Source organism: Acetobacter sicerae (assembly GCF_011516765.1).
Classification (GTDB): Bacteria; Pseudomonadota; Alphaproteobacteria; order Acetobacterales; family Acetobacteraceae; genus Acetobacter; species Acetobacter sicerae.
The window spans coordinates 1-19,190 of record NZ_JAAABN010000014.1; the positions used below are offsets into that span (position 1 = coordinate 1).

The window sequence follows — 19,190 nt, forward strand, 5'->3', positions numbered from 1 at the left end:
GGGCATCGTGGAAATCGGTCCGAATGATACCCTTGGTGCGCCCCGCAACCTCGACGTCATAAAGCCAGCCCGCTTCGCCAGAAATTACCCGGTTTTTGCGGGTCTCCAGCTTGTTTGAGTCCCCATTCCTGGAGACGTTTCCATAGGAATTCGCTGACGTTCATCTCGGTCTCCTCATGGAGGCATCTAGGAAACGACGTGAAATTGATTGGATTATAAGTATTTTCGACGAAAACTTATCGAACTGCCCAACAAGAAGAGCATCTTTGTGTCTTCTTTCTTCGCATAAGAAAATCACTGCCGAGGACCGAAAGACGTTCGCCTATTTCCATTGACTGTGTAATCGTCAGTCGTCGATGACCACGTCGATACTACAGCCCAGAAACCTGTCTCATTTTAAGCTATATTCCGTAAAACCATGCTCGATATATTTTCAATCAAAAACAACTCAATTTTTACTTAATTCCGTATGCACACGAAGAGTTACAGAGTCTCTTCTCTGCACTCTCCGTGACAAAGGGGGCGAATGACTCCACCCACCAGAAAATATTTCCAACATCAGACAGCATGCTGGTTTACGTTCTGTTCGGCGATACGTGTCAGCTTCTGGTCAGCAGATTTCTCTTCCTCAAGCGTCTGCTTCAGGATAGCGGCGCAGTCGGGACGACCAAGCTGTATGGCATAAGCGATGAGGCTGCCATAACGGGTTATTTCATAATGCTCTACTGCCTGAGCTGCTGAAAGCATGGCAGCATCACAAACCTCAGGGTCATCACAATCGCTGATAACGTCTTTTGCCTCAGCAAGGATTCCATCCATCGCTTGGCATGTCACGCCTTTAACGGGCTGATCGTGCATATGGAACACCCGCTCCAATCTGCGGACCTGCTCTTCCGTTTCCGTCAGATGACGCTGAAATGCCGCCTTCAGTTCCGGATCAGAAGCGTTTTCCACCATTGTGGGCAGGTTTTTTACGATCTGATTTTCAGCGTAATAGATATCCTGCAGGGTATGTACGAACAGATCGTCCAGAGTCCTTATCGGTTTTGAAAAAAAGCCCATGGATTTTCTCCATTAAAAAAACTCCCTTCACCTGACTGGCATAGGGCAGTTCGTAGGTTGATAAGAGCATTCAACTTCCGGGAACACCGGAGATATCACCGATATTTCCCATCACTGATACAGAGTCAGCTCTTCTTGTGGCTCTGCTCACCTGCTTTGACATGCTGTTCATGCGTGCCGCCCCGCGTACCGGAGCCATGCTCACCTTTCTCTTTCTCGCCGTGAGATGCACCTGCGTTCTTGTGGCTCTGTTCGCCAGCCTTAACGTGCTGTTCGTGGCTACCACCTTTATTTGCCATTTTCCTATTCCTCTTTTGTGATACAGGGACGGTCGCACATTCGGCCACCCCTATGTCAAACCTCCCGGTTTGAATGGGGTTCCAAAGATTCAAGGGAAATTACAAATTTTTGAGAAAGACAATACAGAAGACAATACAGGAAAATTTATTGATATTTCTCAATCAATAAATTTTAATCACAATACTGATTACGCTATTGGACATGCAGATTTACGACATAGGAATGCAGGCGAGCATACCTCATGTCTCATTGGAAACCATCGCGAGGACACAGGGAACGAGCCAACCCGGTCTTTACTTACGCAATAAAAAACGAAAATATTACTCTAGAATCTATAAATATATTCCAAGAATTATTCATAAAAATAAATAAATATTCCCCACGACGTGTCGTCAGTTACCTCCGATGACAGCGGAGACGAGCTGCACTGCTGCGATGAAGGTTGATTTCAGCTTGCCGTAGCGTGTCGCTATGCCTCTGAACTGCTTCAGTGTAGCGAAGAACCGTTCAATGATGTTTCGTTTTTTATAAATTGAAAAACGGGTTTTTCGTGGAAAGATACGGTTTTTCTTTGACGGAATAACCAGTGCGATGCCCCGCTCTTCAAGCTTTTCGATGAGGGGACCGGCGTCATAAGCCTTGTGGGCGATGAAGACCTCGGGATCGATTTCATCGAGCAATGGCTCTACTTCTGTGATGTCGGCCTTTTGTCCGGGCGTCAGGAAAGAGCCACAGCCTTTCCCGCGGCATCGACAGTGGCGTGGATTTTCGTGGTCAGTCCGCCAAGGGACCGTCCGATGGCCTGATCCCTCCTCCTTTTTTTACGGACGCCCGCACTATGCTGGTAAGCGCGGATAATCGTGCTGTCGATCATCATGTATTCGTTGTCATGGTCAGCAGCCAGATGCCGGAAAATCCGTTCAGTCACACAGCTTTCACACCAGCGACGCAGCGTTCTTCCAGTCCCCGAACCGGACAGGCAGATCACGCCAGGGAATGTCTGCACGATGACGATACAGCACGGCTTCGATAAACAGACGGTTATCAGCAGCCTTTCCACCGCCATGACCTTCGCGACCCGGGAGAAGGTCTTTTATCAGCTCCCACTGACCGTCGCTCAGACCATTCCGTCGCATTTACACTCTTCCTGTCCCAGAAACGGGAAGAAAACATCACAGATCAAAAGGGAGTAAAAGCGGCATAATCCTCCCGCTTAACTGGCGATACGACCTAGAAGGCCATTCCCCGCATCCTGAGAGCTGGAAAGACAAACCGGTAAAGTATCCCAATAAAAGCCGTCACGCCCGCTGCACGCTCAAACTTACAAAGGCAGAGCCGCACAATGACAGGACGCCCTCATCAATGGATCTCGCCATCCTGTTCTTTGACTACAAATCCCATCTCTACATTGATCGGAAGTTCGAGTTGATCCGAAGATGGCAGACTACCGCTGTCGCGGCCAGTGATGAGCCCAGACTGCGAGATCGAAGCAATACGACGTCCGTTGTCTGGGCCCACACAGCGTATCGGTCAAAAACCAACGCAGCCTTCATGGAAAAGCAGGGCCTTATTTCAAAGGGCCAGCGCAAGAAACCTCATCGCCAGCCCATTCCCCAGCATGTCCAGAGATCCAACGCAGGAAAGTCCATTATCCGTTCACGTGCTGAGCATGTCCGTTGCTGATTTATGGCCGAAACGGGCTGTTTTCAGGCTGCGACACGGGCATTTTCGGACGGGACTTTCCCATCGGGGTGGAAAAGAGCGGCATCCATGATACGGAGCGAGGGAGAGACGAGCAGGGCTGTGTGGGCCTGATCGAGCACCTGCGTTTGCAGATCAATGCCGGGCGCAATTTCGGTGACCATGAGTCCGTCCGGGGTAAGGCGCATGACACAGCGTTCGGTGACATACAGCACTTCCTGTCCCTGTTCGACCGCGCGGGACCCCGAAAAAGAGACCTGCTCGAGCTGATCGACGATTTTCGCGATTTTTCCTTCCTTTTCGACGACCAGCCTACCGTCAGTGATGTTCAGTTTCGCGCCTGCATTGAAATAGCCGGAGAAAACGATCCGACGTGCGCGGGAGGTAATATCGACGAAACCACCTGCACCGGCCGTGACATGAGGTCTGGCGGACAATCTGGAGACGTTGACCGACCCGTTTCTGTCGATCTGGAGAAAGGAAAGCAGCGAAATATCGAAACCACCAGCTTGAAAATAGGTAAACTGGTGCGGAGACGCGACGAAAGCTTCGGCATTGGCCGAACAGCCGAACTTGAAGTCCAGAAGAGGGATGCCGCCGACCGCGCCCTGTTCGATAACCCATGTGACTTCGCCGTGGCGTCCTTCCTCCAGAAGTATCCGGGGCACGTTGGCGGAAATGCCGAAACCGATATTGACAGCCCAACCGGGTTTCAGTTCCTGCGCGACACGGCGTGCGATAACTTTTCCCGCATCGAAGGACGGCATAGTGAAGCTGTCGAGCGGCCGGAAGACCTCGCCGGAGATGGCCGGGTCGTAAGGTGTGGCAGTGGTCTGCAACTGATTGGGCGCTTCAACGATATAATCCACCAGAATACCAGGGACGCGTACATCGTGAGGGCGTAGCGTACCAGCCTGCGCGATACTCCTGACCTGCGCGATGACGATGCCACCGCTGTTATGCGCGGCGAGCGCCAGCTCCATGGCGCCGAGATATGCACCTTCGTTTTCGAAAGTCAGATTGCCACGTTCGTCAGCTGTGCTGGCGCGGATGATGGCGACATCCGGACGGATGGAGGGGAAATACAGCCATTCCTCGCCCTGAAACTCTATTTTTCTGACCAGCGGTTTTTCGCGGGCGGCGTCGTTCATTGCGCAGCCTTCCTGTGCGGGATCGACAAAGGTATCCAGCCCAACTTTTGTAATCACACCGGGACGCATTGCGGCCCCTTCACGCAGAATGTCGAATATGATGCCGCTGGGCACATTGTAGGCAGCGATCTCGTTGCGACCCAGCATCTGACGAATGAGCGGCGGTTCGGCTGAAGACGGTCCGGAGGGATAGGAACCGCCGATGATGCGGGAAATGAGGCCAGGTTGCGCAAGATGGTCTACGCCTCGGGTTCCAAACATGTCGCCAGCGGCAATGGGATGGATTGTGGTGATGTTGCGTGGCGCACCTTCGTTGCTGAACCGTTCGCCGATGGCTGCCAGAACGGCATCCGGGCAACAGAGGCCGCTGGAAGAATTCACGGCGACGATAGCGTCATCTCTGATCATCGCTGCGACGTCCGCGGCGCTTTTTGTTTTTGTCATACCGGAACCTCTTACTGCATATAACTATCTAGTTATTTATATACATGAAGCCATCTGAACTCAAGCATAATCCCATACTGCGGTGATCTGCCCACGCGCATGTGAAGCTCTCGGAAACAGGAAAACCGCTTATACGACAGTATTCTTCTATCTAACCGGTTTATGGGAAGAGAGCGGATTCAGGATAGCAATGAGCATGTCACCGCTCCGCGAACTGCGTTACAACTTTGTGCCGTGTTTCGTGTTCTGAGCAGATAGAGCAAATGTGCGTTTCTGTTCAGCACACTTATTTGCAGACCAGTCTCGTAATGGTTTGCAGATTAAACTTTATCCGTTTTTTCAGCATGTCCGGCGCCATGAAATCACAGTCGAAGATGATGGAGCCCGTGAACCGGTTTGTAATATAATAATAGCCGATAGCAGCGATGGTGATGTTGAGCTGCATGGCATCAACTCCTGAACGGAACACGCCAGCTTTTTCTCCGCGCGCCAGAAGGGATTCGACCATATTCAGACGGTTCCGGCTGATGACCGGCAGCACTTCGGAACTCTGCAGATGCACGCCGCGCTGCAGGTTTTCGTTATTGACCAGCGTCAGAAAATCCGGGTTATCCAGATAGTATTGCCACGTGAATCGAACGAGGGTTTCGAGTGCGGTTTTCGGGTCCAGATGATCCAGTTTCAGGGACTGTTCCGCCATGCAGATATCGGCATAGGCATCTTCCAGAACCCTTTCGAACAGTGCTTCCTTGTTGCCGAAATAATGATAGATCATGCGTTTGTTGGCTTCGGCTCTGGCGGCGATGATATCGACACGAGCGCCGGCGAAGCCGTTCATTGCAAACTCTTTTTTAGCTGCATCGAGAATACGTTTCTGGGTCGCCTCCGCGTCTCTTGCATGCGGCATTGACGTTACTCTGGTAGACGAGACCTTCCTTGCCCGCACCCCGGCCTGACTGGCGACATTCGACACTTTTGTCATGGTATCTCCTTAAACTGGCAGAGTGTACGGCAGGTCATGTCCCTGTACCCCTTCCCAGCTTAAGTAACAAGACATTTACCGAACGTGGAAATATTCGCAGACCAGTATTTTTCCGTGATCGACAGTCATGAAAACAAACCTTTACAACAATGTCATTTCCGCGCCGGATCGGATCCGTTCTTGTTACGACGCCGGGGCGATCTGAACTTTCAGAATATCAGGTCTGTCTTTCAGCGTATCGAACGCCGCCTGTATCTGATCAAGTGGAACGACGCTTTGAGTGAAAGGTTCAGTCCTGAAGCGGTTATGCGTCAGAAGCGTAAGGGCATCGTGCATATCTTCACCCATGCCGGCAACTGAACCTTTTATCGAATTTTCCTTCAGGATCATGTCCAGAATCCGGAGCGGAACAGTGTCATCAGAGCCTGTGATGCCGAAAGCTGCAATGTGACCACCGGGGCGGATAAGATCGAAGGCGCGCGCGTAAAGCGCGGGCGAGCCGATGCTTTCGATAACGATGTCAGCTCCCCTGTTATCAGTATGCGCTTTGACGATTTCCGTCATATCCTCCGGATTGGTGATGACGACATCTGCTCCGGCTTCCGCTGCGAGTTTCGCACGTTCCGGAGACAGTTCTACTGCAATGATCGGGGCCGCTCCGACAAGACGCATCATCTGGATGTGGAGATTTCCGACCGGACCTGCACCAAGCACGACAACAGACTGCCCAAAGCCAGCCTGCGCCTTGCGGGCAGCGCGAACGACACAGGCTACAGGTTCAGTCAGAGCCAGTATTTCCGGCGAGGTTGTCTCCGGTGCCGGGATAATCTGGCGGGCGGGCACGGAAACATACTGCGCAAAACCACCATCACGATGGATGCCTATCTGGCGCATTTCCTTGCAGTTCAGGATTTCGTTCCGGCGGCAGAAATAGCAGTGACCGCAACCGATATTGATATCGGCGACAACGCGCGGCCCGGTTTGCAGGCCGGTAACATGATCACCGAGACGGGCTATGGTTCCGGTAAATTCATGACCCGGAATGAAAGGCAGCCTGTCGGCAACGTAATGTCCATGGAATATATGGACATCGGTGCCGCAAATGCCACAGCGGTCGACCCGGACGAGCACATCATCCGGACCGATGACGGGGATCGGCACTTCCCTGATCTCGAAACGGCCGGGGGCAACAAGAACAGCTGCCTGCATGGTTTCCATTGGTCTTCTCCGCGTTGCTTATTTGACGACTTTCATTTTTGAACGGTCTATTGTTGTCGCTATGGCGACGATCAGGACCAGACCGAAGAAAATCTGCTGTCCTGTTGCAGGAATACTGAAATAAAGCATGCTAGCCCGCACGACGGCGACAATCATGGTTCCGATCAGCGTGTTAAGGACGCCGCCGACGCCGCCCGTCAGAGGCGTTCCGCCGACCAGAACCGCAACGATCGCGGGCAGCAGGAAACCTTCTGCTAAAGTGGGCGAACCACCGGAAAGACGGATAGAGAACATAAGGCCAGCAATGGCCGCGAACATGCCGGAAAGAGCGAAAGCCAGTATCTTGTAACGATCAGCGCGGATACCGGATGCAACGACGACCGGCTCGCCTGCGCCAATGGCCTTTAATGTGCGTCCGGGCAGCATGCGTATCTGAAGGAACCAGGCGATGGCGACGATTACCAGAGCGAGGACCAGAATGTGCGGGATACCTGCGGTCTGGCCGGTCACCCAGCCAAAAGCGTGCCGTCGCTGTTCCGTATCCATATGTAGCGCCTGCTGGCCTGACGCATATTGTCCGACGGAAAGCGCGATGCCGCCGACAGCCAGCGTTGAGATAAAAGACGGAACCTTCAAACGCGTTGTGACCACACCTGAGACCGCTCCAAAGAGCAAACCGGCAGCGATGACCAGCAGTGCGGAGCCCACACCCAGCGCAGGCAGCGAGATGGTCGCCAGTACGGTCGCCATGTTGGCGATGGACTGCGAAGACAGGTCGATGCCACCGATATAGATCACGAATGTCATGCCTGTGGCCATGATCAGCAGCGGAACGACATCGGCTACCAGTGTGACCAGGTTTTGCGGGCTGAGGAAGTTGATATCCCGTAGGCCGACGAGCAGCAGCACACTGACGAGTGTGATCCACGGAAGGTGACGCCGTAACTTTTCGGTCAGGGTCAGATCACCGCTTACACCATGTGCTGGATGAGGTTGTAGAGTGACGGTTTTGCACCCGGCTGACAGTTGAACCATTTTTTGATGTCCCCGTCTTTAATGACAGCGATGGTGTGACTGAGGCCGATTGCCTCTTCCAGTGTGTCCGCGATGAGAATGATGCCGACACCGTCTGCCGACATGTCCCGGATCATGGCGTAAACATCTTCTTTCGCGCCGATATCGAGGCCGCGTGTCGGGTGATCGAGCAGAATGATGTCCGATCCGCCGCTACGCCATTTCGCCAGAACGACTTTCTGCTGGTTGCCGCCAGAAAGATTGCCACAGTCGGCATATTCAGACGGCACTTTGATGGACAGTTTCCCGATCCATTCGCGCGCCAGTTTCCGTTCGGCCGAAATGTTGAGCACGCTGCCCTTTGTATAGTTTTTCATCTGCGAGAGCGTCATGTTCTCGAACACGTTCATCCCGCTGGCGATGCCTTCGATTTTTCGTTCCCGTGGGATGTAGCCGATGCCATGTGCGACACTATGCGACGGGCTGAAGCTGCGGACCGGCTTGCCACGAATGCGAAGTGTGCCTCTATCGGGCCTGAGCATGCCGAATATGGTGCGAAGGATGGGTTCCCGTCCCGATCCCTCCACGCCGACAAGGGCGAGAACTTCTCCGGCATGAAGTCTCAGAGAAACATCGTTACCGCGTCCCGCGACTCCAACATGGTCCAGTTCGAGAAGAACCTTGTTCTCATCATAAGGAATCTGGCGGTCTTCCCGATAGTATTCATTACTGATGTCGCGGCCCACCATTTCTTTCTGAATGGTGGCGATGCTGGCATCTTTCGCAGTCATGACATCCACGACAGCACCGTCTTTCAGAACGTAGATCCTATCTGAAAGAGCAAGGATTTCATCCAGACGATGAGAGACAAAAATGAAAGATGCCCGTCTACGCAAGGCACGAACGACGCTGAACAGAAGTTCGATTTCGTCGCGTGAGAGAACGGAGGTCGGCTCATCCAGCAGTATGACGAGCTTACCTTCCACACGTTCCTCCAGAGCAAGAACCTTGGCCAGTTCGACAAGCTGACGCTGGGCAAAGGTCAGACGCGATGTGATGGTGGCTGGATCGATATCCAGACCGACTTTCGCGAGTTGCACCCGGGCGGCTTCGGCCATTTTCTTCCAGCGGATCGCACCAAATCGGACAAAGGGTTTTTCAAAACCAAGGAAGATGTTTTCCATGACGGTCAGGTTCGGGATCAGGGACTGCTCCTGATAAACCATGCCCACGCCCATTTTCATCGCATCACGCGGGGTCCGGAAAGTGACGGTCTCGCCATCCACCTGAATGGTGCCGCCATCCTGCTGGACCGCGCCATATATGATTTTCATCAGTGTGGATTTGCCGGCACCGTTTTCACCGACAAGGCCGATAATCTCCCCATCGTCGATCCTGAAATCCACGCCTTTGAGCACATGCACACCAGTATAGCGTTTTTCGATATTCTGTAGCTCGAACATGGCTTCTTACTTTACAAATGAGAGCGAACGCCGGTCGGTGGAAAGCCACACCGCGGTGATCACCAGCAGGCCGAGAACACCATCCTGAAAGTAATCGGCCAGACCTATGACGACCATTCCGTTGCCTATGACATTCACGATCAGCACGCCGATAAGCGTATTCCACACGCCTCCTTCACCGCCACGCAGTGCTGTACCGCCGACTACGACGGAGGTGATGGACATGAACATGAAATTGCGGCCGGTTTCAGTTTCAGCGATGCCCAACCGTGCAACGGCGAAGATAGCGCCGAGAGCATAAAATATCCCGGCGAGCACGAAGCCGATGATACGTAGCCTCCCGACATTCAGACCGGATGCCCGTGCCAGCTCTTCTCCGCCACCCACGGCATAGAAGTTACGCCCGGTGGTCGTGTGATCCTGAATGAACCAGGCCACCAGCAGGCAGGCCAGAGCCGCGTACATCATCAGGGGAAAGCCGCCGACACGCACGGTCAGCAGGGAACGAAAGAGCGGATCATCGATCAGAATCCGGTCACCGCCTGTTATGAGAAGGGATAATCCGATACCGATGAAACCCAGAGACAGGCTGGCCATAAAAGAGGGGATACGCAGCCTGACATGCACCAGACCGTTCACCGCACCCATTACCGCTCCGGCAAATAACGCCACGGGGATCGCCACCCAGCCTCGACCGGCGATCGAACCACCGAGAGCGTTGAGGGTGAGCGCGAACAGCACGGCGCAGACCGCAACGGTACCTTCCATCGAAAGATCTATTGATCCCATGAGGATAACGAACATGACCCCAATTGCGACCATCAGGGCAGGTGACGAAGAAATGGCGATACGGGCAAAGTTACGCAGTGTCAGGAAATGGGGATTCATGGCTGTGAAGAACAGGCATAAACCTGCGAGCACGAGCAGCGGCACCCATTTCCTGAGAGTTTCCATGGCCAGGAACCTGTTCATCGATCCAGCCTCATTTTTCCGGTCAGAGTTACGATGCGGTCACAGACAGGATATTTTTGATTTTATTCTGTCATGACAGTCTATTTTTATTTGTACTGGATCTGACCTCCAGATAGCGCCCAGAATTTTTTCCAGTCGTAGTTAGGATTGGTATCTATGTATTTCACCTTGAAATCTCGGGCATCTTTTGTGGTGACCAATGTTGTAGGACCATAAAATTCGCGATGTTCCTTTGGCTCTGAAGATGGTTTAAATACACCTGTCGCCGCGTAATATGCGAGAGAGGCCGTAATGCCACCAGCCCAGTAGGGATTGGTGAAAACAGTTGCCAGAATCTTGCCTTTGGTGACGAGATCGACTGCCTGTGGATTACCGTCATACGAGACGATCGGCATGTTTTCGATCCCTTCGGCGCGAAGAGCCTCAATGACGCCATAGGCCATGGTGTCACTGGCGCAGTGTACACCTTTGATGGCATCGCCATAACGGGTGAGAAAGCCGGACATGACCTGATTGGCTTTCTGCGTATCCCAGTCGGCGGCCTGCACGGCGAGCAGTTCGATATTCGGGTAAGCTTTCAGAGCATTGCGAAAGCCGGCGAGGCGTTCGATGGCCGGGTTATTAGAGGTAATCCCTCCGAGATGGACGACACCCCCCTTCCCGCCCATGGCGTCGAACAGCACGCGAGCAGTCTGTTCGGACGGGCCTACATCCGACCATGTCATGTGTGAGACATAGTGATCGCCGAAATCCCAGGGATGCAGGTCGTCGGTTTTGTTCCAGATTGTGGAAGCGTAGGCCTGGGCTTTGCTGACAGCCTCGACGACCGGGCGGCAGTTCGGCATATCATTGGGATCGACTGCCAGCGCGACATTACTGCCGTAGCGAGACAGGAGAGACTGGATATCCGACAGCGATTTTTCACTAGAGCCTTCATTGATCAGATTGATGAGAGCTCTTTCGGGCTTTCCCAGACTCTGCACGAAAGCATTACCTCCTGAAACGATTGCGTTCCAGTACGGGTTGGTTCTGTCACGATAGCTCCATGCGATTTGCGGATCGGATGAGGCCGCTTTCGCCGCATAGGGTTTCATGGCGGACGTGACGGCCGCGCCGCACAGTCCGTATGCTGACATCAGGAGCAGGTTTCGGCGGTTGATCGTCTGCTGCTCTATATACTTTCTGATGAATGACATCTTTGTCTCCTGGAGACATGAAACGGATACGTTTTCCGCACTGGCGCAGATTTTTGGCATATGATGGTATCGGACCAGATAGTTACCATTTTACCCGGACAGGCTGAGCGCGATGCACGTATTGCGTGAAGTGATCAGGGCTTGATGATTTTGCTGAAGGGACTTCTGCGTCAGCGTGTCATGACGGAGACGGAGCGCTCATGGTCACAGCGAGGAACCGGCGCATCTTCACGCAGCAGTCTGCGACTTTTCAGATCGGCCCAGAAATCGTCCGGAATGGGATAGCGGAACCATTCGAGATTCTGTTCTAACTGGCCGACATTTCTTGTGCCAGCACAGAATGTCGGGATGGCAGGATGCGCCACGACAAACTGAAGAGCCGCAGCGGGAAGCGGAACATTGTGTTCCCGGCAGACAGCTTCTATGCGGGCGACGCGCTCCATGACATGCCGGGGAGCGGGGGCGTAATTGTATCTAGCTTCCGACGTGGCGCCGGTCGCGAGGATTCCGGAATTGAAACCACCACCGACAACGACGGCAACACCCTGTTTTTCGCAAAGCGGAAGGAACTGATTCAGAGCCTCCTGCTCCAGCAGAGTGTAGCGTCCGGCAAGCAGGCAGCAGTCGAAATCCCGCTGGCGGATGGCGTCGTAACAGACCTCCCACTCGTTCACGCCGACGCCGATCGCGCTGACGACTCCTTCGTTGCGGAGCCGCTCCAGAGCGCGCCAGCAGCCGTCCATCGCCTGCCTGAAAACCTCCGGCTGATTTTCTCCCTGCGTGAATCGGTCAATGTCATGAATGAAGAGGATATCAATGCGTTCCAGAGCGAGACGTTGCAGAGAGTCTTCGAATGAACGCATGGTTCCGTCATAACTGTAGTCAAACGTCATGGTATTGGGTGCTGCGTTGTTCCAGGGCGTGAAATCGATCTCCGATCGTTTCCCCGCACGCAGCACACGACCTACTTTCGACGAGACCACGAAGTCATCACGCTTTTTCCAGCGCAGCGCCTGACCCAGACGCAATTCCGCAAGGCCGTGACCATACATGGGCGAGGTGTCATAGAAACGGATACCGGCATCCCATGCATGACGGATCATGTCTTCAGCGACATTTTCCTCCACTTCACGCATGAAGTTGCCGAGTGGCGCCGTGCCGAACGCGATGGCGGTTACATCCAGACTCGTACGACCGAATTTACGCTTCTCATCAGGGTTCATAGCCTGTCATCCTGTTCTTATGCCGCGTCATGTTTCCGCGTGGTTTATTCTTACAGACGGCTTTATTCCCAGTATAAACTCCGCAAACCATGCTGATGTTCCCTCAGCATAGAAAAATGGATCATTAATTATTTCGTGAGTTACATCCCTGTTCAATCCATTCCGGGAACGAGCTGCGTTACAACTTTTCCGTCAGTTCGGGGACAATTGAAAAAAGATCGCCAACCAGAGCATAATCTGCAATCCTGAGAATAGGCGCATCTTCATCCTTGTTGATGGCGACGATAACTCTGGAATCTTTCATGCCGGCAAGGTGCTGGATGGCGCCTGAAATACCGACGGCAAAATAGAGATCCGGCGCAACGACCTTGCCGGTCTGGCCAACCTGCCAGTCGTTGGGAGCGTATCCGAGATCAACAGCGGCACGACTTGCTCCGACAGCCGCCCCCATCTTGTCCGCCAATTTCACGATCGTTTCGAAATACTCTTTCGATCCGATACCCCGTCCGCCTGAAACGACCACCCGCGCGGAGGTAAGATCCGGGCGTTCCGAAGCGATTGTGGTTTCTTCCACCCAGGACGAAAGTCCCGGATCGACGATAGGGCGCAGTATTTCCACCGGAGCTACTGCGCCTTGACCAGCCGCCTTGAATACGGGGGTTCTTATGCTGAACACTTTGATGCGGTCCGTGGAGGTAACCGTCTGGACGGCATTACCCGCATAAATCGGGCGTTCAAATGTGTCGGCGCTTTCTATAGCCGTGACATCCGCTATCATCATCACATCGAGCAGCGCGGCAACACGCGGAAGGATATTTCGGGAATATGCCGTGGCTGGTGCGGCAATATGCGTATAACCGGGAGCGAGAGAAAGAACGAGCGCCGCCGAGGGTTCAGCTAGGCCATGCGCCAGTGTTTCGTCCTGAGCAACCAGCACCCGTGAAACACCATCAAGCTGTGAGGCTTCTTTTGCTGCTCCGACATCTTCTCCTGTCATGATCAGAATATCGACGCTGTCGTTCAGCGGAGCCAGCGCGGACAAGGCTTTTGCGACGGCATCGGTAGCCAGTTGCCCATTATGGACTTCAGCAAGCAGCAGAACAGACATCAGATTACTCCCGCTTCGTTTTTCAGTTTTTCCACCAGTTCATCGACTGAGGCGACGCGCACGCCTGCGGAACGTCCGGCCGGTTCGACTGTCCGGACCACTTTCAGTCGCGGGGCAATATCGACGCCCAGAGCCGCGACCGGGCGTTCTTCCAGCGGTTTTTTCTTTGCTTTCATGATGTTGGGAAGCGCGACGTAGCGCGGTTCGTTGAGGCGCAGATCCGCTGTCACAACTGCTGGCAGCTTTACACGGATGGTTTGCAGTCCGCCGTCAATTTCCCGCGTGACGAGAGCGCTACCATCCGTGATTTCGATGGCCGATGCAAAAGTAGCCTGTCCCCACCCGAGCAGGCCCGCAAGCATCTGACCAGTAGCGTTGACATCATTATCAATGGCCTGCTTACCGGCGATAATCAGGTCAGGTTTTTCTTCCTCGACGATTTTCTCAAGTATTTTTGCGACAGAGAGGGGTTCGATATCCTGATTGACGTCCGTCGTTGCCTCTATGAGAATCGCGCGATCAGCACCCATGGCGAGAGCCGTGCGCAGGGTGTCTTTTGCCTGCGGCATCCCTATGGAGATGACGACGATCTCAGAGACGACACCTTTCTCCTTCAGACGGACAGCTTCCTCAACTGCGATTTCATCAAAAGGATTCATGGACATTTTCACGCTGGTCAGGTCCGCGCCTGAGCCATCAGCTTTCACCCGGACCTTGACGTTGTAATCAATCACACGCTTTACGGGGACAAGAATTTTCATGTTTCCCTCCGATATTCAGCAGACGGTCCGGAAGCGGTCAGCCATGACATCCAGCACATCGGACGGATCGCGCTTCCACCAGTTATTTACGGAAAAGATTTCAACCTCACAGGCACCTCGATATCCGGCTTTCTCCACGGCTGCGCGGATTGCCGGAATATCGGCCACACCATCGCCCATCATGCCACGGTCAAGGAGGACATCCCGGGTTTCAGCAAGCCAGTCGCACAGGTGGAAGCCGAATATGCGGCTGCCCGCACGTTTGAGCTGCTGGGGCAGATCCGTATCCCACCAGACGTGATAAACATCGATCGCAATACCCAGATTGTCAGCACTGATCCGGTCGCAGATATCCAGTGCATCACGGGCAGTGGTGAGACAGGAACGGTCACCACCATAGACAGGATGTAATGGCTCCAGCGCCAATCGGACATTCATTGTCGCAGCATAAGACGCAGCTTGCGCAACATAGTCCGTGACCAGTCCTAGGCTTTCGGTCACCCCTTTTGTACCGGACTGCACACCACCGACCACGACTGTCAGAATGTCCCCACCGAGTTCGGCCGTCTGATCAATGGCAAGGCGGAAGTCATCCATGACATCCTTCCGATGGCTCGGAGCGAAGATGCCTGTCAGAAACGGCGCACGACAGAGGCCGATGACACTGACCCCGGCTGTGCGGGCGTATGCGCCGATGGCCGCAGGCCGATCCGCGATTTCCCGACGCCAGAAGACAATGCCTTTGATACCGCGTTCCGCACAGGCATCTATGGTCTGTTCGGGCGACCATCCCGCCCCTGCGCCGGGAACATTATGCCCCAGTGTCGCGGTATTCAGAGCAAGGGCAGACTGATCATTGCTGAAATCGCGCATTTCATGCCCCGTACAGAGCCAGAAGTGTGTTCATGCGCTGTACGGCGAGATCCGGTTCGCGCAGGAGGCCACAACCATCAGCCAGTCTGAATATTTCGGTGAAATAGGGCAGCGGACGCAGAGCCTGCGCACCATTGAGCATAATGAAATGGTTCTGGAACCCGTTCAGCCAGGCGAGAAAGACCACTCCGGTTTTGTAATACTGAGTCGGCGCACGGAAAATGACGCGCGCCAGAGGCACGGTCGGGTCGAGAATGGAGCGGAACGCAGCGGTGTCCCCTTCCCCCAGTTTACGAACAGCCTGAGCAGCTGCAACGGCCAAAGGATCGAAAATCCCGAGCAGAGCATGACTGAAACCCTGCGCATCACCCTGAATAAGTTCAGGATAATTGAAGTCATCTCCAGTGTACATCCGCACGCCTTCAGGTAGGCGGCGACGCAGGGTAATTTCCTTACCCTTATCGAGCAGAGATATCTTGATGCCATCAATGCGGGATCTGTTGTCTTCGATAATGCTCAGGACCGTTTCCAGAGCCTCATCGAAATCTTCCGTTCCCCAGTATCCTTTCAGGGCCGGGTCAAACATGTCTCCAAGCCAGTGCAGGATAACCGGCTCGTCGCAACTTTCCAGAACCCTGCGATAGACTTTTTTGTAGTCTTCAGACGTTTTCGCGACCTGAACCAGAGCGCGGCTGGCCATCAGGATGAGTCGCCCGCCTACCGCTTGAATTGCATCAGCCTGTTCAAGATAGGCCTGAATGACCTGATCGACCGATGTGGCATCGCGCGGATCGAGTTGATCGGTTCCGCAGCCATTTCCGACCAGCGCTTCCGGCAGTTCGGCTTTTGTGCGGCGGATCAGTTCGAGCGAACGGGACCAGTTGAGCCCCATGCCACGCTGCGCCGTATCCATGGCTTCTGCGATGCCTAACCCGAGCCCGGCAAGATAACGACGGAATTCCAGAGTTTTTTCCCAGTCGATAGCAGCCTGTCCCGATGGATCTGTTGCGGCGAACGGATCGGCCACGACATGGGCAGCGGAGTAGACAATCCGCACAGGATTGGACGGTAGAGGCATGCGAGGAAGCGGCGTCCCGGTCAGAAGGTAATCCACCTTCCGCCCAGTTTTATCAGGCAGAGCGATTTTCATGACGGTTCTCAGAAACGGGGCACAAGCATTCCGGCATCCGCCGCAATGACCTGTCCAGTCGTGTAAGGAAGCTGACCGCTGGCCAGAGCGGCGATGATGGAGCCCATGTCTTCCGGCGTGCCGACGCGCGGAAAAAGGGTGAGGCCGTCGGCGGCGCGCTGGCGATACATTTCGATGACGGGCGCGGTCATATCCGTAGCGATCAGGCCCGGCTGCACGTCATAAACAGCTATATTTTCAGAGCCAAGCCGGACTGCGAGGGCTTTTGACACCATCGCGGCGGCGGCTTTCGATGCGCAGTATTCGGATCTCTGCACCGCTACAGCTGTTGCGTTGGATGAAGTAACGTTGACGATGGAATAGAACAGACCCACATCCCGTTTCCCGGCCAGAAGTCGGCGCGCAAAGGCTTGGGACAGGAAGAACAACGCACGGGCGTTGACAGTCTGGCAGCGGTCCCAGCTGGCTTCCGTGACATCGAGAAGATCACCACGCTGAATTACGCCGACACCGGCATTATTGACGAGTGTTGTCAGCGGGCCGATCCGGTCTTCGATAAAAGCAAGTGTATCAGCGTGACGTTGGGTATCGCTGACATCGAACGGTGCGGCGATAACGGGAACATCATGGGCCTGTATCCGCCTGACGGCAGAGCGCAGTTCCTCGTCTTCCTCCGGACCGTTGATCGCAATGGCGAAACCGGCCTTTGCGAGCGCTTCCACGGCGGCAAAACCTATGCCGCGCGAAGAGCCGGTTACGAGCGCCGCCTGTCTCATGTGCGGGCGCCTTTTTTGAGCAGTTCTCGCGCTATGATCATGCGCTGAATCTGATTTGTTCCTTCGTAAATCTGCGTAATTTTTGCATCACGGTAAAGGCGCTCGACCTCGAAACCACGGATGTAGCCTGATCCGCCGAACACCTGCACGGCATCGGCAGTACGGGCCACGGCCATGTCACCTGCAAAACACTTGGCCATGGAACAGGAACGTGTTGCATCGTGTCCCCTGTCGATTTTGTCCGCTGCGGAATGCACAAGGAGACGCGCTGCCTCAATGTCTTTCGCCATGTCGGCCAGAAGCCACTGCACCCCCTGAAATTCGGAGATATGTTTACCAAACTGCTTGCGGGTGCCAGCGTAGTCGACAGCGGCTTCCAGTCCGGCCTGCGCGATGCCGACGGCAAGTGCGGCGATACCGACACGGCCTTTGTCAAGCACGCTCATCATCATATGGAATCCGCGTCCAGACTCGCCAAGAAGCGCGTCAGGGCCCAGACGGACATCGGTGAAGTTGAGACCACCCACCTGGCTGGCCCGCTGCCCCATCTTATGTTCCTTGGGACCGCGCTCAATACCATTCGCATGCAGATCAACGATGAAAATCGACATGCCACGGTTTCCCGCCTCCTTGTCCGTTCGGGCAAGGACGAAGCCGGTATCGGCGACTGGAGCATTGTGAATCCACAACTTTCCGCCGTTCAGAATCCACCCATCCCCATCCTTTTCGGCTGTGGTGCGTATTCCTGAAACGTCCGTGCCGGCCTCTGCCTCGGTGATACAGTATGCGACCTTGCGCTGCATGCTGATAACTTCCGGCAGCATTTTCTGCTGAACCGGTGTGCCGTGGCGCACGAGAAGCGTGGAAATCAGTTCAACCAGACCGCACTGATCCGCCACACTTGCGTAGCCGCGTGACAGTTCCTCCATGACCACCGCGTAGGTCAGGGTGTCGAATCCGGGGCCACCCAGTTCTTCCGGAACGCCGATTCCGAAGAGGCCGACTTTTGCCATTTCCTCATATATTTCAGACGGAAAACGTTCATCGCGGTCCAGCGCCTCGGCGACCGGGCGGATGACTTCATCCGCGAAAGACCGGGCAGTGTCGCGCACCTGTTCCTGTGTCTCGTTCAGATACATTCCGGCAATTCCTGCTCTTTTATGCACTATCTGGTTACATACATATTCTGACTGTCGGGGGCAAGAGAAAAATCGATACTGTTTTTGAATCCTCTGTTTATTTTCGGGACATTATGATCACATGAGAGTGTACAGACTATGTTCTTTTCGCAAAATGCGCCGTGAAATGGCCGTTTCTGATCACCGAATCACTCCAGATTTCCTGCTGAGTAAAACGTCGCCTTTTCTGACAGCATAAATCACGAAAATATGAATTAACCCTTTTGAGGCGACGTTCTATCTGTGACGTAACCAGATGGTGCATCTGGGTGATGTCGTTCTAAAAACAAGTGCCGTCGGAAAACGAAGAGCACAAACAAAAAACAGGACGTCGACCAATGGTCAGTATCGGGCAGTCGCGCCGTATGCAACACGCACATCGGCGCCTCAATGTATTTCGCAAAGAAACCGGAGTCTTCCGAGGTCGCGCCTGCGCTTAATCCTACGCATCCTGAAATGAGCAGGATTATTACCAGCGTTACATACATAATTCCATGAAACGACTTGAACTCTGTTCCGTTTATGAAGTTCAGGCACGCATCATCCATCTCAGGAAGCGTCGTTACTTACATCAGATCACAGATCCGTCCGAAAAATGCCCGGATCAGAAATACAGAG

16 protein-coding genes and 2 pseudogenes are annotated in these 19,190 nt (G+C 54.0%); 1 reads left to right on the forward strand and 17 read right to left on the reverse strand.

Features of this window, described 5'->3' with window-relative positions; genetic code table 11:
* Nucleotides 1–558: 558 nt before the first annotated feature.
* From GVI59_RS13790 to GVI59_RS13800, 3 genes and pseudogenes are all read right to left on the reverse strand, one after another.
* Nucleotides 559–1,062 carry a YciE/YciF ferroxidase family protein gene (locus GVI59_RS13790; RefSeq protein ID WP_173574789.1) on the reverse strand — a complete coding sequence of 168 codons (504 nt, stop codon included), beginning with the start codon at nucleotides 1,060–1,062 and terminating at the stop codon, nucleotides 559–561.
* Between the two features lie 125 nt (nucleotides 1,063–1,187).
* Nucleotides 1,188–1,361: a hypothetical protein gene (locus GVI59_RS13795; RefSeq protein WP_173574790.1), complete on the reverse strand. Its 174-nt coding sequence runs from the start codon at nucleotides 1,359–1,361 to the stop codon at nucleotides 1,188–1,190.
* 393 nt (nucleotides 1,362–1,754) lie between these two features.
* A pseudogene (locus tag GVI59_RS13800) lies at nucleotides 1,755–2,498 on the reverse strand (IS5 family transposase).
* A gap of 115 nt (nucleotides 2,499–2,613) precedes the next feature.
* Here GVI59_RS13800 and GVI59_RS13805 point away from each other — a divergent pair.
* A pseudogene (locus tag GVI59_RS13805) lies at nucleotides 2,614–3,036 on the forward strand (IS5/IS1182 family transposase); the annotation flags it as partial.
* A 32-nt stretch (nucleotides 3,037–3,068) separates the two neighbouring features.
* Here GVI59_RS13805 and GVI59_RS13810 read toward each other — a convergent pair.
* From GVI59_RS13810 to GVI59_RS13875, 14 genes are all read right to left on the reverse strand, one after another.
* Nucleotides 3,069–4,658 carry an acyl CoA:acetate/3-ketoacid CoA transferase gene (locus GVI59_RS13810; protein WP_173574792.1) on the reverse strand — a complete coding sequence of 530 codons (1,590 nt, stop codon included), beginning with the start codon at nucleotides 4,656–4,658 and terminating at the stop codon, nucleotides 3,069–3,071.
* Nucleotides 4,659–4,944: 286 nt separating this feature from the next.
* Nucleotides 4,945–5,640 (reverse strand): TetR/AcrR family transcriptional regulator, encoded by a 696-nt coding sequence (locus tag GVI59_RS13815; protein ID WP_198912159.1) that lies wholly within the window; start codon nucleotides 5,638–5,640, stop codon nucleotides 4,945–4,947.
* A gap of 183 nt (nucleotides 5,641–5,823) precedes the next feature.
* Nucleotides 5,824–6,858: a zinc-dependent alcohol dehydrogenase gene (locus GVI59_RS13820; RefSeq protein WP_173574793.1), complete on the reverse strand. Its 1,035-nt coding sequence runs from the start codon at nucleotides 6,856–6,858 to the stop codon at nucleotides 5,824–5,826.
* An 18-nt stretch (nucleotides 6,859–6,876) separates the two neighbouring features.
* Nucleotides 6,877–7,893, reverse strand: coding sequence for an ABC transporter permease (locus tag GVI59_RS13825; protein ID WP_173574794.1), 1,017 nt, complete (start codon nucleotides 7,891–7,893; stop codon nucleotides 6,877–6,879).
* Entirely contained in the window at nucleotides 7,830–9,335 is a 1,506-nt protein-coding gene (locus GVI59_RS13830) for a sugar ABC transporter ATP-binding protein (protein WP_173574795.1), read from the reverse strand. The genes GVI59_RS13825 and GVI59_RS13830 overlap by 64 nt, the downstream gene beginning before the upstream one ends.
* 6 nt (nucleotides 9,336–9,341) lie before the next feature.
* Complete coding sequence (locus tag GVI59_RS13835) at nucleotides 9,342–10,307, reverse strand: ABC transporter permease (RefSeq protein ID WP_173574796.1); 966 nt, start codon at nucleotides 10,305–10,307, stop codon at nucleotides 9,342–9,344.
* Nucleotides 10,308–10,393: 86 nt separating this feature from the next.
* Nucleotides 10,394–11,503 (reverse strand): sugar ABC transporter substrate-binding protein, encoded by a 1,110-nt coding sequence (locus GVI59_RS13840; protein WP_173574797.1) that lies wholly within the window; start codon nucleotides 11,501–11,503, stop codon nucleotides 10,394–10,396.
* A gap of 170 nt (nucleotides 11,504–11,673) precedes the next feature.
* The gene (locus tag GVI59_RS13845; RefSeq protein WP_173574798.1) at nucleotides 11,674–12,726 is read right to left on the reverse strand and encodes an aldo/keto reductase; all 1,053 of its coding nucleotides are present in this window, start codon (nucleotides 12,724–12,726) and stop codon (nucleotides 11,674–11,676) included.
* Between the two features lie 178 nt (nucleotides 12,727–12,904).
* Entirely contained in the window at nucleotides 12,905–13,834 is a 930-nt protein-coding gene (locus tag GVI59_RS13850) for an electron transfer flavoprotein subunit alpha/FixB family protein (protein ID WP_173574799.1), read from the reverse strand.
* Nucleotides 13,834–14,595, reverse strand: a complete 762-nt coding sequence (locus GVI59_RS13855) for an electron transfer flavoprotein subunit beta/FixA family protein (protein WP_173574800.1) — start codon at nucleotides 14,593–14,595, stop codon at nucleotides 13,834–13,836. The genes GVI59_RS13850 and GVI59_RS13855 overlap by 1 nt, the downstream gene beginning before the upstream one ends.
* A 15-nt stretch (nucleotides 14,596–14,610) precedes the next feature.
* Nucleotides 14,611–15,468: a sugar phosphate isomerase/epimerase family protein gene (locus tag GVI59_RS13860; protein WP_173574801.1), complete on the reverse strand. Its 858-nt coding sequence runs from the start codon at nucleotides 15,466–15,468 to the stop codon at nucleotides 14,611–14,613.
* A gap of 1 nt (nucleotide 15,469) precedes the next feature.
* Nucleotides 15,470–16,618 (reverse strand): dihydrodipicolinate synthase family protein, encoded by a 1,149-nt coding sequence (locus GVI59_RS13865; protein ID WP_173574802.1) that lies wholly within the window; start codon nucleotides 16,616–16,618, stop codon nucleotides 15,470–15,472.
* Between the two features lie 8 nt (nucleotides 16,619–16,626).
* Nucleotides 16,627–17,394: a 3-ketoacyl-ACP reductase gene (locus GVI59_RS13870; protein WP_173574803.1), complete on the reverse strand. Its 768-nt coding sequence runs from the start codon at nucleotides 17,392–17,394 to the stop codon at nucleotides 16,627–16,629.
* Nucleotides 17,391–18,533: an acyl-CoA dehydrogenase family protein gene (locus GVI59_RS13875; protein WP_173574804.1), complete on the reverse strand. Its 1,143-nt coding sequence runs from the start codon at nucleotides 18,531–18,533 to the stop codon at nucleotides 17,391–17,393. Before GVI59_RS13875 ends, GVI59_RS13870 begins: the two co-directional genes overlap by 4 nt.
* Nucleotides 18,534–19,190: the final 657 nt, after the last annotated feature.

Coding starts and splice junctions, on each gene's coding strand:
- GVI59_RS13820 (WP_173574793.1), bottom strand. CDS start 6,858: ATGGAAACCATGCAGGCAGCTGTTCTTGTTGCCCCCGGCCGTTTCGAG.
- GVI59_RS13870 (WP_173574803.1), bottom strand. CDS start 17,394: ATGAGACAGGCGGCGCTCGTAACCGGCTCTTCGCGCGGCATAGGTTTT.
- GVI59_RS13865 (WP_173574802.1), bottom strand. CDS start 16,618: ATGAAAATCGCTCTGCCTGATAAAACTGGGCGGAAGGTGGATTACCTT.
- GVI59_RS13875 (WP_173574804.1), bottom strand. CDS start 18,533: ATGTATCTGAACGAGACACAGGAACAGGTGCGCGACACTGCCCGGTCT.
- GVI59_RS13825 (WP_173574794.1), bottom strand. CDS start 7,893: ATGGTTCAACTGTCAGCCGGGTGCAAAACCGTCACTCTACAACCTCAT.
- GVI59_RS13790 (WP_173574789.1), bottom strand. CDS start 1,062: ATGGGCTTTTTTTCAAAACCGATAAGGACTCTGGACGATCTGTTCGTA.
- GVI59_RS13840 (WP_173574797.1), bottom strand. CDS start 11,503: ATGTCATTCATCAGAAAGTATATAGAGCAGCAGACGATCAACCGCCGA.
- GVI59_RS13860 (WP_173574801.1), bottom strand. CDS start 15,468: ATGCGCGATTTCAGCAATGATCAGTCTGCCCTTGCTCTGAATACCGCG.
- GVI59_RS13835 (WP_173574796.1), bottom strand. CDS start 10,307: ATGAACAGGTTCCTGGCCATGGAAACTCTCAGGAAATGGGTGCCGCTG.
- GVI59_RS13795 (WP_173574790.1), bottom strand. CDS start 1,361: ATGGCAAATAAAGGTGGTAGCCACGAACAGCACGTTAAGGCTGGCGAA.
- GVI59_RS13810 (WP_173574792.1), bottom strand. CDS start 4,658: ATGACAAAAACAAAAAGCGCCGCGGACGTCGCAGCGATGATCAGAGAT.
- GVI59_RS13850 (WP_173574799.1), bottom strand. CDS start 13,834: ATGTCTGTTCTGCTGCTTGCTGAAGTCCATAATGGGCAACTGGCTACC.
- GVI59_RS13845 (WP_173574798.1), bottom strand. CDS start 12,726: ATGAACCCTGATGAGAAGCGTAAATTCGGTCGTACGAGTCTGGATGTA.
- GVI59_RS13830 (WP_173574795.1), bottom strand. CDS start 9,335: ATGTTCGAGCTACAGAATATCGAAAAACGCTATACTGGTGTGCATGTG.
- GVI59_RS13815 (WP_198912159.1), bottom strand. CDS start 5,640: ATGACAAAAGTGTCGAATGTCGCCAGTCAGGCCGGGGTGCGGGCAAGG.
- GVI59_RS13855 (WP_173574800.1), bottom strand. CDS start 14,595: ATGAAAATTCTTGTCCCCGTAAAGCGTGTGATTGATTACAACGTCAAG.